This window comes from Neorickettsia findlayensis, from assembly GCF_009856525.1.
Classification (GTDB): domain Bacteria; phylum Pseudomonadota; class Alphaproteobacteria; order Rickettsiales; family Anaplasmataceae; genus Neorickettsia; species Neorickettsia findlayensis.
In genome coordinates this window covers 490158-506655 of the sequence record NZ_CP047224.1, presented here as the reverse complement: position 1 = coordinate 506655, position 16498 = coordinate 490158, and the positions used below count along the sequence as shown (strand labels likewise).

Here is a 16498-nt window from a genome sequence, read left to right as displayed (position 1 = left end):
TCTGCCCATGTGACGGAATGGTAGACGTAGCGGACTTAAAATCCGTGGGCCTTTTGGCCTTGGGAGTTCAACTCTCCCCATGGGTATTCCCTGAGTTTATTTTGTATGGGGGCTTTGATATGTGCTGTGTTGCGCGCTTGTCAGTGGGTTTGGTGAATATCCTGTCTTCCGTAAATAGTAAATAGGAATGCTTCAAAATAACCTGCATTAAGCCTGTTGTAAGGCGAGCCTGCGCGCGCTAAAATCTAGGCCGGTGTCTGGAACTTGTGGGATTAAGTTAAGTGTACTGCGTCTAATACAGGTTCTGTTATTTTTGTTGTGTTGAATGAAATGGAACGATTTTGAGGATATAGCGAGTGCACTGGAGTTGCGTTATCCCGATAAAGATAATGTTAATATTCGATTTACTGATTTGCGCGAATGGATTCTCTCACTAGAGGGTTTTGAGGATCATCCCGATGCTTGTAATGAGCGAATACTAGAATCCATACAAGCAGCTTGGATATCTGAGCGGGAAGATCAGGAATGAAGATTACGGTTTTGGGTTGTGGCAATTCTTCGGGTGTGCCGGTATTAGGTTGTGCATGTTCGGTATGTGTGTCAAGTAATCCACTTGATAGAAGAACAAGGTGTTCTGTTCTTGTAGAGACTTCTTCTACCTGCTTACTCATAGACGCGTCACCGGACTTGCGGGCCCAGGCAATGCGGGAAGGATTTTCGAGTGTAGATCAGGTTTTTTACACACACATACACTTCGATCATCATGGTGGAACTCATGAGCTTTCTTCCTTTGCCACCTCAGAGGGAAATTGTATTCACGTGTTCAGTGACGAATTTACTATCTCTCATATAGAGACTCTTTATGGATATCTTTTCAAGTCAGAACATTTAAGTAATGCAATGTGGAAAAGATGCTACCTTAGTGCAAGGGTTGTTCCATATTATAAAGAGTTTGCTGTTGGGGATATGTTTTGCATGATCTTCCCTCAAACACATGGCAACATAAACAGCTGTGGAATTATTCTAAATGGAAAGTTTGCATATTGTACGGATGTTCGTTTAATACCGACTCGTGCTCTTGATATTCTGCACTCCCTCGAGCTAGAGGTTTTTATTATTGAGTGCTTTGATTATGAAAGTTCCTATGCTCATTCTAATTTTGCCGAAGCTCTGGAATATATAAATCTCATACGACCAAAAAGTGCCTTTTTCACCCATATGACACATAAATTAGCGTATGACGATCTGGTTACCAAGCTAAAAGTCAGTGGTGTTAATCATGTGATGCCAGCATACGATGGTCTCTCTTTGGAGATATGATCTTTGAGACGGTTAGTTTTCTACGCGTTGGTGGAATTGTTATCTTTCCAACTGAGACCGTGTACGCACTCGCTTGTGATGCATCAAATTATCGTGCCATGTTGCGGATATATGATATTAAGCAAAGAAATATCAAAAAGAATTTACCTGTTATGGTGGCAGGTATTACGCATTTGGAAAAATTTACGTTATTCAATCAATCTCAGGCGAGTCTGATAAAGGAATGTTGTCCCGGTCCAGTGACATTCATATTTAGGCGTAAGAAAAGTGTTCATTTCAGGTTCCGGTTTCCGGAGAAAGTTGCAGTGAGAATTCCGGACTCGAAGGTGGCGCTTAAAATCCTTAGAATATTCAAACGGCCAGTTTTTGCGACTAGTGTAAATCTTTCAGGTAGACCAGCGGTGAGCAATTTTACTCAAATAGGGAACTACATAAAGAAAAGGGTCAGTCACATTATATGTGATAATCGCGGGGTTAAAGGTATCGTTTCATCTATTGTTGATATTTCTGGGGAAAGACCAGTTTTAGTACGAAAAGGCGCCTTTAACATACGGTTTGTTGGAAAGTCTGAGTTTATAGAATAGAGTGTTTTATACTTCTCAGACCTTTCTTATGATATAGACTCGGCATTTGCTCATTGAGAATCTTAAGAATGTAGAAGATTTCACTGAATGAAATTCTATTTGGTGTATTCATTCACTAAAATATTGCTCACCTTTAAAAGTTATAGTCTAATATCAGACTGGAGTAGCACCTCTAGGGTGCATAAAGGGAAAGTGCATGAAAGTCGCAGATGATGAGTTATTGAAAAAAGTTCGCCAAGCCTATCTTGATAGTCCGAATTCTGTTGATCCAAGTTGGAGAGCTTTCTTCAGCTCAGTAGATCGTACAAAGCGTTCTGAGAGTCAAAATGTGTCCTCGAATGTACCATTTGTCCCGAAAGATAAGGGTGCTGTTGGAGAAATTACGGTTAATAAGCAATTTCTACTTGATGTAAAAATCAGAGAATTACAGGATGCTTACCGAAGGTTTGGCTATCTCGCCGCTGATTTGGATCTTCTTGGGCTGGTTGAGCCGGTAGTGAGGTCAGAACTTCATCCCGAATTTCATGGATTGAGTGATGTATCGCGTGTTCTTCAAAGTGGGCTTACAGTGGAACAGGTCACACGTGAAATGCGTGCTGTTTATTGTGGACATATTGGGGTGCAGTTTATGCATCTAAGCGATAATAATGAGGTTACTTGGCTCAAAGAGAAGCTTGAAGGGAGACCATTTTGCCGCATAGCTTTGGATACATCACATAAGCTTGCTCTTCTAAATGTCCTGATAAAGGTAAATGGGCTCGAGGAATTTCTTAACACCAAGTTTAGAGGTGTTAAACGCTTTTCTGTTGAGGGATGTGATACTGCTCTAGTTGCACTAGAGTCCATAATAGAAGCTGCAGCTGATGCTGGGTGTACGGATGTCACAGTCGGGATGTCTCACAGGGGGAGGCTGAATGCCTTGGTTAATACATTCGGGAAAAAGTATCGGGCTCTATTTAGTGGTTTCGAGGGTAAGTCACCATTCCCGGAAGAATGTCAAATCCACGGTGATGTGAAATATCATTATGGTTTTTCTTGTGAGCGGAAGTCCTTCCTGAGCGAAAAGACTATATTTGTGAGGTTATTGCATAATCCATCTCATCTAGATGCTGTTGACCCTGTGCTTATTGGTGCTGCGCGTGGTTCTAGGGATTTCGGTGCGGTAGTCTTCCCTGTGCTTTTACATGGTGACGCTGCATTTTCTGGGCAGGGAGTGGTATATGAATCCATGCTCTTGGAGGAGTTACCTAATTATGAGTCAGGAGGTGTGATCCACATTATACTTAATAATCAAATAGGCTTTACTACTCCACCACGGGATGCAAGAAAGCAGTGTTACCCTTCCTTTATTGGAGAGGCGTTTGATATTCCTATTTTTCATGTCAATGGAGATGATCCAGAAGCAGTATTCTATGTCACCTTGCTTGCTGCGGAGTTTAGAAATGCATTCAATAAAAGCGCTATAATTGATATAGTCTCTTACCGTCGTTATGGACATAATGAGATAGACGAACCAAAGTTCACTCAGCCAGAAATGTACGACGTGATTGAGAGGCATAAGCGGTCGGTTGATATATACGTTGAGCAGCTTATAAAGGAAGGTATTATTTCACGAGATAAATTTGTAGAGCTTACTCAAAATTTCAGAGGTCTTCTTGATAGGGAGCTGAAGGAAGCTAAGACTTATAAACCTAGCTATGAGGGTTTGATCCAGAAAGGTTGGGAGCGATATGTTGGGCAAGAAGGTAGTGATGAGCCTCGAGTGGAAACGAAAGTGCCTAAGGAAGTTCTTCTTTCTCTTTCTGAAAGACTTAACCGTGTTCCTGAAGGGTTTGATGTTAATTCCAAGGTACTGAGGTTGCTCGTACGGAGGAAGGAAACCATTATGGCTGAATGTGATATAGATTGGGGAAATGGAGAGAATCTTGCTTTTGCCACGATACTGCATGACGGGATGTCAGTAAGGCTTGCCGGACAGGATTGTAAAAGGGGTACTTTTTCGCATAGGCATGCTGTTCTCACATCTCAGTCTACAGGGGAAGAGCTGTGCCTGCTAAATAACATTTCCGATGTAGCAAAAATGCAAGTCGTTGCTACTCCATTATCTGAGTATGCTGCATTGGGGTTTGAGTATGGCTATAGCCTCATTAATCCAAAGACACTCGTTTTATGGGAAGCACAATTTGGTGATTTTGCAAACGGTGCGCAGATTATTATAGATCAATTTATTTCCTCTGCTGAGTCAAAATGGCTCAGTAGAAGTGGTTTAGTTATGCTGCTTCCACATGGGTATGAAGGTCAAGGGCCTGAGCACTCATCCGCAAGAATTGAAAGGTTCTTACAACTTGCTGCTGACAATAATATGCGTGTAGTTAACTGTACAACCCCAGCGAATTTTTTTCATGTTCTGCGCAGACAAGTGCTTAGTGAAATAGTAAGGCCTTTGATAGTCTTCAGCCCTAAGTCACTTCTTAGACATAAAATGGCCGTTTCAAAATTGGAAGAATTCTATGAAGGGAGCTTCAGGCCCGTAATTAGTGATTGTGGTGATGCTAAGATAATCCGTAGGGTAGTTTTCTGTAGTGGTAAGGTTTATTATGACCTTCGGGCAGAACTCAAGTCACATGACATACTACTCGTGAGAGTAGAGCAACTTTACCCAGTTCCGGATCAGGAAATTCGTAATATTTTAGATGCGTACAGGGATGCAGAGTTCGTATGGTGTCAAGAGGAGCCCAAAAATATGGGTGGCTGGTCTTTCATGTTTCAGGTATTTGAGGAGCGCTATTCAAAGAAATTAAGGTATATTGGCCGGGATTACTATCCGGTTCCGTCAGAAGGTTTCATGGACAATCATATAGTTAACCAAGCTGCTATAGTGAGGGAAGCTATTACCCTTTAGGAGAAGGAAAGACAGTTTTTTTGAGTTGAGTGTTCATGGCTTGGTGGGTTGGTCTAACTGCAGTTTACAGACATAGTTTTACTCATACACAAGCTCTTTTATTGTAAAGGGGCCTCTTGTATAGACCTTTTCTAAGAAGAACCCCGAATGCGTTATTTATGCTCGCGGAACAAGACCGAGGATCTGTTTGTACTTCATACTGATCCTTTTGCCGGGGTAACCTTAGGGGGTTAATTGTTTAATAAGTGGTCTAATGCTTTTTTAGTTAAACGGCGACCGCGTTGTGTACGATTGAGAAAGCCTATTTTTATCAAGTATGGTTCTATTAACTCTTCTATTGAATCCTCTTTTTCTGAGATTGCCGCAGCAATAGTCTTTACACCCACTGGATTATCAGAATAATTTTTTGCTATGAAGTTCATGTAGGTGTAGTCCAACTTGTCTAGACCAAAGTGGTCTATCTCCATCTTATTCAGTGCAAGGTCTGCAAATTCGGGAGTGATTACGTCAGAATCGCTGACTTCAAGGAAGTCGCGCATCCTTTTAAGCAATCTGAGAGCGATTCTGGGTGTTCCTCTAGAGCGTTTTGCAAGCTCTATGATGGCAGCATTTTCTATATTAATGGACAACCTTTCTGCTGCTTGTTGAAGAAGTTGAAGCAGTTCACTTATAGTATAAAAGTCAAGCCTAAGGGTAATACCAAATCTATCCCTAAGCGGATTGGAGAGCATCCCTATGCGCGTGGTTGCCGCTATTAGTGTGAATTTAGCCAGATTTATTCTAATACTCTTTGCTGCTGCTCCATCCCCGATAATGACATCAAGATGATAGTCCTCCATAGCAGGGTAGAGAACTTCTTCTACAGCTGAAGGTAATCTATGTATTTCATCTATGAAGAGGATATCATTTTTATGCAAGTTTGTGAGTATTGCCGCAATATCACCTGCCTTTGAAAGAAGTGGTCCAGCGGTTGTATGTATTCTACTTTCCAGTTCGTTGCTTATAATGTGTGCTAATGTTGTTTTTCCGAGACCCGGTGGACCGCAGAAAAGAACATGGTCGAGAGAGTCATTTCTTTTGTGCGCGGAGTCTATAAAAACTTGTAGATTTTCTATGACGCGCTTCTGTCCAACAAAATTTTTAATAGACTTCGGTCTGATGGACAGGTCCTGTAAAGTCTCCTCTTGCTCAAATGTACTATTACGCACTTTCTCTTCGTTAGGCCCAGCAGCTAACGTAACTTTACTATAATTTCCATCAGCAACATAGTGGTGATGGTAGTCTTATTTTGCTTGGATTTCTGATACGTTTGGCTGAATTAGGATGTATTAAGGCATCTTTCGATATAACTATGGTACCTTAGTGTAATATATCAATGATACTGAGCTAAACTAACTCCAATTGAATCAGAATTGGGTTTTCATCGGCGGCTACCATTCTTTTTTGCAATGAAATTGTGTTACTAATTTGCTGAGCGGAGTTATATTTTTCGCTGTATCATTAAAGTCATAGAGACATTTTCTCTCCAAGCATCTTATCCATTGCTTTTGTTGAAGGCGGTGCAGTTCGATAAGAGTTGCAGGTGGCTTGGTTGTACAAAGGCTACAGCATTTTGAGCGCTAGTGTTATTAGTTCAGCTATTTCAATTGTAGGATGGTTCATTATAATCTCCATGACAACCTTATGGGAGGGTTTGTGTTGAAAACCCAGCTTTACTAGTGCGGATACGGCTTCGCTTGCTCTATTTATATTTGCGGAAGAAACAGTTCCAGGAATGTATGTGCCTAACTTTGAAAAGTCTTCATATGTTTCCGTGATTATGCGTTTTACTAGCTTTTCTCCTATACCTTTAATTTTCAACCGAGATTCATCTTTATTTTGAATTGCTAGGATCAGTTCTCCTAGTTCGAGATGATTTAGCAGACTCAGAGCAATCTTATAGTTTATTCCCTTTACTTTACTCAGCATTCTCGCTACTTCTTGCGATTTTTTGCACTCAAACCCGTAAAGTTTGTTTGCGTTTTCCGAGAAATAATGCTCTATGTATAGAGATAAGTTTTGTCCAGTCTGAAGACTGTCAATGAGTCTACGTGTTGTAAAAACATTGTATCCTACTCCACCTACCTCTAAGATAAGAGATTCTTGGCATAGGTCTACTACCATACCTGTGAGTTTACCTATCATATGAGAAGAAAAGATTTCAGTAGCGAAACGAGAGACGTGATCCTATAAAGAGTAAACTTTACCATCAGATTAAGTGTAGAAGCCGCTTACACTACTTCTTGAACCTGAAAGGTACTCATAGTGCCAATAACGATACATGGGGACTGTACCCACACGTTCTAACATGTGTCGATTCTATTTGTTTGAACAATAAAAGACAAGCGATAAAGCAGATTTCTTATTATAAAGCTCTTGGTTCTGAAAAATAATAGTATAAAACATATGATAATTGAATGATAAATTTATATTTTGAGAGTAAAATTGAAACTTTGCTGAGGATATAGAGGACATAGATAACGCTTGTAGATTTATAGCAAGCCTAATCTCCGTGTGTACAATGAGGATTAATAGATCTTGATATTTATCTCCTATCCTAGTGTTTTAGTGGCTATACATACACATTATAAAATTGCCGCACGGGGTAGAAGATGGCTCTATGGAGTTATTTTCTTATAAATATGCTATAATTAACCTAATGGGTGTTCAGGAGCTGCAGGTTTCCTTTCGCTTACTCTTTACAGTTGGCACTACAACCAAATTTTAAGTCTCTTCGCTGGAGAGCTAAGAGGTCTTTCTTTTAGACTGTAATCTGTGTCTGTTATGCTGTGTAGTAATCCGGCTTGGATTTTCACCCTTTCCCATACTGTCTGTTTGCTGGTTAGTTAATTTACCTTCCTTTCATTGGAGAGTTTTGATGTTTAGTGATAGTAGAAAAAAGAAGAGTGAATATAAGTGTCTTCAGAGTACTCAGTCTACGGAATTACTTTATCAGTACGTAAAGATAAAAAAGGCTGAAGCGGTTGTTGCGGTTTCCGCTGTTGTTCAGAGTATAGCTTCTCTTATATTCGTCTCGTTTGTATCGATAGTGAATCAGCGGGGTTTATTTAGAAGTGAACTGAAGGGTAAAATCTGGACCTTTGTTGAGTTCGCAGCACTCATATTAGTGTGCACATCACTTGTTCTTGGTGCTGTATCTTTTGCGTATATCGGTCGTAAAAAGGCAAAGTTACGCGAGCTATTAGAAAACTCCCATGACAAGATCGCTGATACAGAACTTTCCCGTGCAGTAAGGCATTGTGCTGAGGGTACTTCTTCAATTGTTAATGGGAGCTTTGCATTGGAAATTCTTGCAACTTCAATTTTCCTTGCTAGCCAGGTTCTTATAATTGTTGAGATATTTCATCCTTACGGTTTTAGAACGCTCCATAAATCTTGGGGAATGCCTTTCAGTGCCCAATGTCTTATAGATCTTGTAGCTCTGGCCATATTACTTGCTGCCTCCGTTTTGAGGGTAATTGTAGCCGACGAGAGGCGCCGCAAAGATCTCACTACCAGTAGTAAAAAGTCGCAACACAAAGTTGCTGGTGTGTTTTCATATATCTCTCTTCCTCTGTTCTCACTTTTTATAGGAATCTGTTCTACAGTTGCTAAAGTGCTTCAAGGTATGGAAGGAAATGCCGTAATCGAGATCGATAAAGATCCTCATGGTACTTTTCCCCTCGGGTTTGCTATTAAAGCAGTATGTGTTGCCCTTGTGATTTGTCTTGGTGTTCATAAAGCTGTTTCCGCTGTTATTGAATATGTGAATGTAGAAACTCGGTTTGAGATCGAAAACGGTGATGTTAGACGTGCTATCGAGAAGTGTGATTGTGCAGAAACTCTTGGAGTGCAATCGATTTCAGATCAGTGAATTAGTAACTTGTGTGTCGTCCCCAATATAATGAGCACTAGTCCCAGCCAGATTAGCTGTATTTTGTCCCTATAATAAATTTCTACTGCGAGTCCTAGGGTTTCGTCTATGCCAGTTATTAGGATTTGTATATCGCTCAACAGATGGTGAAAAGTGTCTGACTCCGCGTTAAGGGCATTTTCATGCTTATAAAATCGCAATTCTGGTTCCAATTTAGCTCTTCCGTTAATGGTAAAAGCAGCCCTTATACCGGAAAAAAGATCGTTGTTGATTTTGCTGTAATCTATGAGCTTTATAACATGGTTTTTTACTGTAAGATGTTCTCCAACCTGAAAGTATTGTTTTTTTTCCAGTGAATTTGATCCAAATCCGGCTACTGCGTAAAGAAATAGTCCAAAGCCAAAGTGTGTCAGAAAAAAAGCATTCCTTTTTGTTGTGAAGAGTTCTCTTATGCTACGCTCTTGCTGTAGGTCTTTTACATGTTTGCTCAGGGTGCTAAGCATTGTCATCATTCCTGAAACCGAGAGAGAAGCAGTAAGAATGTCTACAAAATTTCCTAATGAAAGCGTTATAGCAGCCAGGGTTAACACGATGAATTTTGTGTACCTTTCCTTACTTTTCAATGTAATAAACAGGCAAACGCAGACCGCTAAGGTTCCAGCAACTTCTCCGGAAACAGTGTTGTAAAAAGATTGCATTATGTAAACGGAATCGTAGCCAAATGTCTTAGAGAACTTTGGTGCAAATGTTGCCAAAAATAACACTATAAATAATCCAAGACACAGAATACTCTGTGCTGACATTAGGTAGTCTCTTGAATCTCTATCGATGTTGCTGCTTGTGCCACTTTTACCAAGAGTACGGAATTTTACAATGAAAATAATTGCTGAGATTAGTGATAATAGACTAGTTACTGTTAGTAAGTACATTCCACTTTCTGTACTTGTGTTAAATGTGTGAAGAGAATCTGTAAGGCCCATTCTAGTGATAAATGTACCGAATGTTGCTGTAACAAACCCAAGGATTGAAAGTCCTACAGAAAGAGCTTGAGATTTTCCTTTTTTGATTGATAGAAATGATGAATGTATTGCACCCAAGATAAGTAACCATGGGAATAGTGATATATTTTCTACCGGGTCCCAAGACCAGAACCCTCCCCATCCGAGTTCTCTGTATGACCACCATCCACCGAGTGCTATACCAAATGTCAAAAAGCTGAATGCAAGTAGAAGAAAGAAGTTCAACAGTTGAAACTCTTCTTTTCCAGATTTTCCCGTCAATAAGATTGCTATTGCAATTGAAAAACAGATTGAAGTTCCAACATATCCAAGATAGAGAATCGGTGGATGGACCATGAGAGCTGTATCTTGTAGAATCGGGTTTAGCCCACCGCCTTCGGAGGGAGCAAGAATGAAGAGTGCGAATGGATTACTTGAGTAAATTGTGAATAACAGGAATATAGATACAATGTAGGATTGTATTGTTATAACGGCTTGGTAAATTTGTGAGTCTCTATATTTTTTAGAGAATACAAATAGGTACAGTGAAAGTGCCCAGATCCATAGGATCATGGATCCCTCATGGGTCGCCCAGCCTGCTACGAGTTTGTAAGAAAATGGAAGGTTTGTATGGGAGCTTGAGTATACGCTCTGAAGGAGGAAATTATCTGATAAATATGCATGAAAAAGAGTGATGAAAGTAAGTGAATTCAAGAGGAATAATATCCCAGGTTTTCTCATTAGACTTGATAGGAAACCGAGAAAAAGTAATGTTGTTCCAAGATAGTAGTGGATTGTTGTCAGCATCAATGTGGACGATGGGGTATTCTTTATGAATTATACATGACGCATTTAAGTTGTTTAACTAAAATAGTTGACCAGCTGTTAAAAAAAGATAAGTTATTTTTCGTGTAGGTCTAGCGGCTTTTTTAAGATGCGTTGGTTGCTATAGTAAAGCATTCTCTATTAGAATAAAGAGAATTTCTAGTTTATTCAATATTAACTTATGTTATTTAAGGTATTACCGAAGATTTGTACGGACCTCTACTCTTTCCCGCATCTTTCTGCGTTTTATAGGAGTGAGTTTTGGTTTGTTGGTATCTTTTGGGTGCTCTTGATATTTCTGATAAGAGTTGTTTTCTTAATTATTAAATTGATCTAATTAAATAGATGTTTACATTCATGAGATAATATGCTTTTATTATAATAGAGTGTGCCCTTTATATTTTTGTATTTGATCGTAGGAATAGTATGAATGAAGAAGTAGGATTCGAAGAGGATTATTCGATAAGACAGGCTTTCAGGAACAAATTGCAGGAGATGTACTACAATGCTGTTGTTCTTGGTGATCAAGATATGTTGATTGATAGTAATGATCAGGTTATTTTGTTTGAATCTAAGTTGATCATGAGAAAGTATTTTTGGAATCGCAGGACTCAGGCCTTTGAGAAGATTCCTACTGGTGTGATGCGTGGTGTTAGAAAGAATAAAGGAGATTCTCATCAGGAAGGGTGCGACTCTGAAGAAGAGATTCAGCAGAAGGAAGAGGAGCTGGTGCAGTAGGAATACTTTGCCTATGCACAATACAAGTCGGAGGGTTCTCGTTCTTACAGGTCCCACTTCTTCTGGGAAGACTTCTGTTGCGTGTGCTATCAGTAAGGTGTCTGATAGGCTTGTGGTTGTTAATGCTGATTCAAAACAGGTTTATAGGGAGTTGCCCATTTTAACAAGCCAAGCTTCTTGCGGTATGCTTTACGGGTACTTGTCAGTTTTTGATGATTTTGTTCCATCAGTCGCTTCTTGGATGCGTGATTGTGCTTCTTGTCTCCAAAGTATCTGGGCGCAGAAAGGTGTACCTTTGATTGTTGGCGGGACACCAATGTATGTGTATTCCTTGATGCATGGAATTAGTCTTCTTCCTTCATTACCTGATTCTCTTTTACAGGATCTTTCTGTAGAGCTTAATTCCCTTGGTCCCTCTGGTTTTCTTGAGCGTTTTGTCAGTAAAGCAGGTAGGGATTTGTCGGAGTTTTCATGCGATTCATATAAGATGGTGAGGGATGTTGCATACTTTCTATACACTGGTAAGACGATTCAGGAGTTGTATCGAGAGTCTTCCGTATACAAGATCCCGTATGATTGCATTGACGTTATATCCGTTGTTCCGTCAGATAGAGACTCTCTTTACTCTAAAATCAATAAGAGATTTCTCGAAGCAGTGAATTCAGGCGCGATAGATGAGGTAGCTTCAGTTATTGAAAATGAGGCGGTTCACAAAAATCGTGCGGTAACAACCATATGCGGGTTTAGAGAGATAGCTTCCTATTTAAGGAGTGAGATCACTTTCGAGCACATGGTTGCAATGAGCCAGCAGAGCATTCGTAATTATGCTAAAAGGCAGTTAACCTGGTTTAGGAATAAGTTTAGTGGAATTAAGGTTTTTAACCAACCTCAGGACGCCGAAAGATATATTTTAATGGAAATACTTTCCTAGCGTCTAGCGGATAGTTTACCGGACTAAATAACAGAATTATTGAGAAAAGTTGTTTCCCATGGAATCAGCCACTTGAGTGTCTTATTTGCACTTCCCTAGTGGTTTGTTGCGGTTTTCTGAGTGCTAAGTTGTTAGAAGAAGTGCTGTGTTACTGTACATCGTGTCCGAAGAGTACAAAGTGACTACGTTAAGCTGTATATTCTCATTGAGTTGCACAGACAAACGAATAATGAATGATCTCGAATATATAATCTCTAATCCGAAAGGGTTTACTGAAACAATGAAGAGGCGTGGCTTAAGGTTTGATCCTTCACCTATAGTTACGCTGTATGAAGAACGAAAAAGTTGTCTAACTTCACTTAATAATCTCCAAGCGAGCAAAAACGAATTGACGAGATCTTTTCAGCTTATTCAGCAGGACAAAAATGAGCTCTGTGAAAAAGCCAAAGTGATAGATAAGGAAATTCTGAGGGTTAAGGAGGATCTCCAAAAAATTTGTGAGCAGCTTGAATTGATCATGTTAGATTTACCTAACATTTTGGCTGAAGACGTCCCAATAGGTGAAGATGAGAGCTCTAATGTTGTAGTAAAGTCATGGGGTGTGGTTAGGGATCTTGGGTTTGAACCCAAAGCCCATGATGAACTTGGTGTTGCTCTGGGTATATTGGATTTTTCAAACGTTGCGAAGGTTTCAGGGGCAAGGTTTTCTGGATTCATTGGTAAAGGGGCGAGACTGTTTAGAGTGCTCAAAGATTTCATGCTTGAGCACAATATAGAGCATGGTCACCGTGAATATTTTCTACCGTACCTAGTAAAAGAAGATGCTATGTATAAAGCTGGACAGTTACCAAAGTTTTCCCAAGAGTCATTTAGGGTAGATGGCGGGATGCGATTGGTTCCAACAAGTGAAGTTACTCTGCTAAACTTTGTGTCTGATCATTTTTTTGGGGAGGCTGAACTACCACTTAGGATGACTTCCTACAGTGAATGTTTCCGTTCTGAGGCAGGGAGCAGTGGCAAGGATACTAAAGGTATAATAAGGCAACATCAGTTTGGCAAGGTAGAACTTTTGTCGATAACAGAACCAGATAAATCGGATGAGGAACTCGAGCGAATGTTATGTATAGCTGAGGGTCTATTACAGAAGCTGAAATTGCCATACCGAGTTGTCAATTTATGTTCGGGTGATATCGGCTTCTGTTCAAAAAAAACATATGACATAGAAGTTTGGATTCCATCTCAGCGCTGTTACAGAGAGATTTCTAGTTGTTCCAACTGTGGAGATTTTCAATCTAGAAGATTAGCAATTAAGTATAAATTCAAGAAGAAAAAGGGCTTTCTGCACACACTGAACGCGAGCTCTCTTGCTATTGGTAGAACTATCGTTGCAATTTTGGAGAATTATCAGATGTATGATGGTTCTATTGAAGTTCCAGAAGTCTTGAGAAGCAGTTTCGGTACTGATTTTATCAGGTAGGTAAGTTGTTTGCTGTAATACTTGCTTGTGAGATGAGGGGTGCATTTTAAATTTGTTAATGTTATTGAGATGCGGCGTTCAGAGAGAGCTGTTTAGCTTTACAAAAATCAGTTGAATAAAGTGTGTTTCATGGGATTTAGATTATTAAATATTTGATCAGAAACGTGTTCTCACACTTATGGATGTGGAGCAAAGTCCTGAAATGCGTTTTGCATTTCCTCTTGTTTCAACGTGGCTTTTATAGTAGAATCCTGGGAGTTTCCTCGGTAGCTCAGTTGGTAGAGCATGTGGCTGTTAACCACAGGGTCGCTGGTTCGAGCCCGGCCCGAGGAGCGTCTGATTCTGCTGGTTTCGAGCTACAGTTGGTATCCGGGTTACACAGTGCCCTTTCTTTTTCATATTTGTATTAGGTATGACCGTAATAAAGGAGCTTAACTTTGGGCCTCAGCACCCGGCTGCGCATGGGGTGCTTCGTCTGATTATGCAGCTTGATGGAGAAACAGTTGAACGCCTTGATCCGCACATTGGTTTTTTGCACAGGGGAACTGAGAAGCTGATAGAGCATAAAACATATCTTCAGGCTTTACCCTATTTTGATAGGCTGGATTACGTTTCACCGATGGCGCAGGAGCATGCCTATTCGCTTTGCGTGGAAAAACTGCTCGGCATTACTGTACCCCCTAGAGCACAGTATCTAAGGGTAATCTTTGTTGAGATAACCCGTATTTTGAATCACCTGTTGAATGTCACTACTCACGCACTCGATGTAGGTGCTATGAACCCCTTGTTTTGGATGTTCGAGGAGCGTGAAAAGATGCTTTCTTTCTATGAAAAGGCTTCTGGGGCGAGGTTCCATGCTGCGTATATACGTCCTGGTGGGCTTGCTGCAGATATACCGGATGGTCTCGATGAGGAGATAATCTCCTTTTTAGAAAGTTTCCCACATAAGCTTGATGATGTGGCGGATGTTCTTACAGATAATCCGATTTTTAAGCAACGCTTGGTTGACATAGGTAAAGTAAGTAAAAAGGAAGCAGTTGCGCTTGGTTTCTCTGGACCGGTTTTGCGTGCTTCTGGTATACCTTGGGATCTACGCAGAAGTCAGCCATACGAAGTGTATGAGTCATTGGATTTTGCGATCCCGGTAGGAAATTGCGGTGATTCGTACGATAGATATTTGGTGAGAATGGCTGAGATGTATGAGTCAGTTAAAATCATCAAGCAGTGTATAGAGAGGCTTCCAGAAGGGCCAGTTGTCGTGGATGATAGGAAAATTGCCCCACCGAGTCGTGCTGAGATGAAAACTTCTATGGAGGCTCTTATTCATCACTTCAAGCTTTATTCGGAGGGCTATCATGTTCCAGAGGGAGAGGCCTATTTTGCAGTAGAGTCTCCGAAGGGGGAGTTTGGAGTTTACATTGTTTCTGATGGCACGAATAGGCCTTATCGTTGTAGGATCCGTGCACCTGGGTTTGTTCATTTACAAGCTCTTGATACTCTTTCTCGGAAACATCTTCTTGCTGATGTACCTGCTATTCTTGGGTCATTGGATATTGTTTTTGGTGAGGTGGATAGATGATCGATTGGTACGGCATGATTTTTGAGAGAAGCAAAAGTTTTTATTTGGTGTCGCTAGTGCTTTTTGTGTGTGCTATTGGCCTGAGTAGTTTTGCTCTATATAAACATTTTGACAAAGCTCCAGCGCTGAGGGAAAGTATACTGCTTTACAATGCTCTCAGCACAGAAAATCTGCATGATTTGAAAGGAAAACTACAGAGTATCGTGGCTGCAAAGCATCAGCCCTATGCAAGTATTGCTGCTATCCACCTTGCTAAGCTTCCACCTGAGTATTTAGATGATTCGAAGAGGAAAGAGTTGTACAACTTTGTTTACCTCAATTCACCTTATGTGTACATTCGTGAATTTTCTAAGTTGAACCTCGAATTGCTCAATCGGCATGTCGAGAATCATCTTATCTATACCTCTACCTCACAGTTTTTGGATGCGGTTATACAATTTTTAGATGGCAAAGTGGATAATGCAGAGATGTCTTTAGGTAACATAGGAGCATCTGTTGATGTGAATCTGTATCTTAGGAGCCTTTCTAATAGGCTTTTAGACGCTCTTTCTTATGAGCGTTCTGTATCTGATTCGTGACCCTGTTTTTCTTTACTTGTATTCAGTGGGTTTGTATTTCTTGGAGCAGTATTGTTACTTATTCCTTGCAGATCTGTTTGCTGATGTACATGTCTGTTTTTGTGTGACGGACGCGTTGATGGTGCATCATCATGAGTGTACGAAAGATAAGAGCGTGTTTCACTGAGTGTTCTACTACGATCTTTCTCATGGTTTACGCTCTTTTTCCATGTGGGTGTATCTTGCTTCATACGATATTGCGCACACTTATATAATAGCTTTTTTAATATTTGTGGTTTTAGACTTTTCAGGTATTGTTTTCCACTTTTTCTGAGCTTTCTTATTGTTGTGTTGGCTATTTTTTTTACGCATTTCCAACTCAAATAAGGTGTAGTAAATGAAACAAGTGTATAAAAAAAGTGCTCAAGGCTGATATGTCTATTATTGAGCCAAATCCATTTCAGGTACCCAAGTAGATAGTGAAGGCTCTCACCTGGATTCAGAATTGCATATTTAGTAGTGGAAATACTAGCTGTGAGAAATGCAATAAGTATCACACTTGAGAAAAAAAGGTATGCTACTGTTAGTATCAGTTTTGGGATTAATGTAAGCAGTGAATCGATCAGATACGAAAATAAAAGTACCCTGTAAAAAAGCATCTTGTTGTTTAAGTA

General features: G+C 40.1%; 14 protein-coding genes and 2 tRNA genes. 12 read left to right on the top strand and 4 right to left on the bottom strand.

Translation table 11 applies throughout. The features are described 5' to 3' along the window. Nucleotides 1–3: 3 nt before the first annotated feature. From GP480_RS02370 to GP480_RS02350, 5 genes are all read left to right on the top strand, one after another. Nucleotides 4–86 (top strand) — tRNA-Leu (locus GP480_RS02370). 239 nt (nt 87–325) lie between these two features. After that, nucleotides 326–529, top strand: a complete 204-nt coding sequence (gene iscX / locus GP480_RS02365) for a Fe-S cluster assembly protein IscX (RefSeq protein ID WP_160095537.1) — start codon at nt 326–328, stop codon at nt 527–529. After that, nucleotides 526–1320: an MBL fold metallo-hydrolase gene (locus tag GP480_RS02360; protein WP_160095535.1), complete on the top strand. Its 795-nt coding sequence runs from the start codon at nt 526–528 to the stop codon at nt 1318–1320. The genes iscX and GP480_RS02360 overlap by 4 nt, the downstream gene beginning before the upstream one ends. Then, nucleotides 1317–1904 carry an L-threonylcarbamoyladenylate synthase gene (locus tag GP480_RS02355; protein ID WP_160095533.1) on the top strand — a complete coding sequence of 196 codons (588 nt, stop codon included), beginning with the start codon at nt 1317–1319 and terminating at the stop codon, nt 1902–1904. Before GP480_RS02360 ends, GP480_RS02355 begins: the two co-directional genes overlap by 4 nt. A 196-nt stretch (nt 1905–2100) precedes the next feature. Beyond that, nucleotides 2101–4806 carry a 2-oxoglutarate dehydrogenase E1 component gene (locus GP480_RS02350; RefSeq protein WP_160095531.1) on the top strand — a complete coding sequence of 902 codons (2706 nt, stop codon included), beginning with the start codon at nt 2101–2103 and terminating at the stop codon, nt 4804–4806. Between the two features lie 230 nt (nt 4807–5036). Here the strand turns inward: GP480_RS02350 and ruvB are convergent, their stop codons facing one another. Both ruvB and ruvA read right to left on the bottom strand, forming a co-directional pair. Continuing rightward, entirely contained in the window at nt 5037–6014 is a 978-nt protein-coding gene (gene ruvB / locus GP480_RS02345; protein ID WP_160095529.1) for a Holliday junction branch migration DNA helicase RuvB, read from the bottom strand. 394 nt (nt 6015–6408) lie between these two features. Next, nucleotides 6409–6990: a Holliday junction branch migration protein RuvA gene (gene ruvA / locus GP480_RS02340; protein ID WP_160095527.1), complete on the bottom strand. Its 582-nt coding sequence runs from the start codon at nt 6988–6990 to the stop codon at nt 6409–6411. Between the two features lie 733 nt (nt 6991–7723). Here ruvA and GP480_RS02335 point away from each other — a divergent pair. Further along, nucleotides 7724–8719 (top strand): hypothetical protein, encoded by a 996-nt coding sequence (locus GP480_RS02335; protein WP_160095525.1) that lies wholly within the window; start codon nt 7724–7726, stop codon nt 8717–8719. Here GP480_RS02335 and ccsA read toward each other — a convergent pair. Then, nucleotides 8713–10524 (bottom strand): cytochrome c biogenesis protein CcsA, encoded by a 1812-nt coding sequence (gene ccsA, locus GP480_RS02330; protein ID WP_164500979.1) that lies wholly within the window; start codon nt 10522–10524, stop codon nt 8713–8715. The genes GP480_RS02335 and ccsA overlap by 7 nt on opposite strands. A gap of 444 nt (nt 10525–10968) precedes the next feature. On the opposite strand from ccsA, the gene GP480_RS02325 reads away from it, so the two are divergent. The 6 genes from GP480_RS02325 (at nt 10969) to GP480_RS02300 (ending at nt 15845) form a co-directional block, all read left to right on the top strand. Continuing rightward, nucleotides 10969–11280 (top strand): hypothetical protein, encoded by a 312-nt coding sequence (locus GP480_RS02325; protein ID WP_160095523.1) that lies wholly within the window; start codon nt 10969–10971, stop codon nt 11278–11280. A gap of 13 nt (nt 11281–11293) precedes the next feature. Beyond that, a complete protein-coding gene (locus GP480_RS02320; RefSeq protein ID WP_160095521.1) occupies nt 11294–12211 on the top strand; it encodes a tRNA (adenosine(37)-N6)-dimethylallyltransferase in 918 nt (305 codons plus the stop codon). 229 nt (nt 12212–12440) lie between these two features. Further along, nucleotides 12441–13688: a serine--tRNA ligase gene (gene serS / locus GP480_RS02315; RefSeq protein WP_160096102.1), complete on the top strand. Its 1248-nt coding sequence runs from the start codon at nt 12441–12443 to the stop codon at nt 13686–13688. 260 nt (nt 13689–13948) lie between these two features. Then, nucleotides 13949–14021, top strand: a tRNA-Asn gene (locus tag GP480_RS02310). 79 nt (nt 14022–14100) lie between these two features. Continuing rightward, nucleotides 14101–15267, top strand: coding sequence for an NADH-quinone oxidoreductase subunit D (locus GP480_RS02305; RefSeq protein WP_160095519.1), 1167 nt, complete (start codon nt 14101–14103; stop codon nt 15265–15267). Next, complete coding sequence (locus GP480_RS02300; protein ID WP_160095517.1) at nt 15264–15845, top strand: hypothetical protein; 582 nt, start codon at nt 15264–15266, stop codon at nt 15843–15845. Before GP480_RS02305 ends, GP480_RS02300 begins: the two co-directional genes overlap by 4 nt. Here the strand turns inward: GP480_RS02300 and GP480_RS02295 are convergent. Next, nucleotides 15818–16483, bottom strand: coding sequence for a hypothetical protein (locus GP480_RS02295; protein ID WP_185147407.1), 666 nt, complete (start codon nt 16481–16483; stop codon nt 15818–15820). The two genes, GP480_RS02300 and GP480_RS02295, sit on opposite strands and share 28 nt — an antisense overlap. Nucleotides 16484–16498 lie beyond the last annotated feature (15 nt).

What these genes read in the sequence shown, in the direction of transcription:
- iscX (WP_160095537.1), top strand. Translation starts at nt 326, where the DNA reads ATGAAATGGAACGATTTTGAGGATATAGCGAGTGCACTGGAGTTGCGT.
- GP480_RS02335 (WP_160095525.1), top strand. Translation starts at nt 7,724, where the DNA reads ATGTTTAGTGATAGTAGAAAAAAGAAGAGTGAATATAAGTGTCTTCAG.
- GP480_RS02325 (WP_160095523.1), top strand. Translation starts at nt 10,969, where the DNA reads ATGAATGAAGAAGTAGGATTCGAAGAGGATTATTCGATAAGACAGGCT.
- GP480_RS02360 (WP_160095535.1), top strand. Translation starts at nt 526, where the DNA reads ATGAAGATTACGGTTTTGGGTTGTGGCAATTCTTCGGGTGTGCCGGTA.
- ccsA (WP_164500979.1), bottom strand. Translation starts at nt 10,524, where the DNA reads ATGCTGACAACAATCCACTACTATCTTGGAACAACATTACTTTTTCTC.
- ruvA (WP_160095527.1), bottom strand. Translation starts at nt 6,990, where the DNA reads ATGATAGGTAAACTCACAGGTATGGTAGTAGACCTATGCCAAGAATCT.
- GP480_RS02295 (WP_185147407.1), bottom strand. Translation starts at nt 16,483, where the DNA reads ATGCTTTTTTACAGGGTACTTTTATTTTCGTATCTGATCGATTCACTG.
- GP480_RS02305 (WP_160095519.1), top strand. Translation starts at nt 14,101, where the DNA reads ATGACCGTAATAAAGGAGCTTAACTTTGGGCCTCAGCACCCGGCTGCG.
- GP480_RS02355 (WP_160095533.1), top strand. Translation starts at nt 1,317, where the DNA reads ATGATCTTTGAGACGGTTAGTTTTCTACGCGTTGGTGGAATTGTTATC.
- serS (WP_160096102.1), top strand. Translation starts at nt 12,441, where the DNA reads ATGAATGATCTCGAATATATAATCTCTAATCCGAAAGGGTTTACTGAA.
- GP480_RS02350 (WP_160095531.1), top strand. Translation starts at nt 2,101, where the DNA reads ATGAAAGTCGCAGATGATGAGTTATTGAAAAAAGTTCGCCAAGCCTAT.
- GP480_RS02300 (WP_160095517.1), top strand. Translation starts at nt 15,264, where the DNA reads ATGATCGATTGGTACGGCATGATTTTTGAGAGAAGCAAAAGTTTTTAT.
- GP480_RS02320 (WP_160095521.1), top strand. Translation starts at nt 11,294, where the DNA reads ATGCACAATACAAGTCGGAGGGTTCTCGTTCTTACAGGTCCCACTTCT.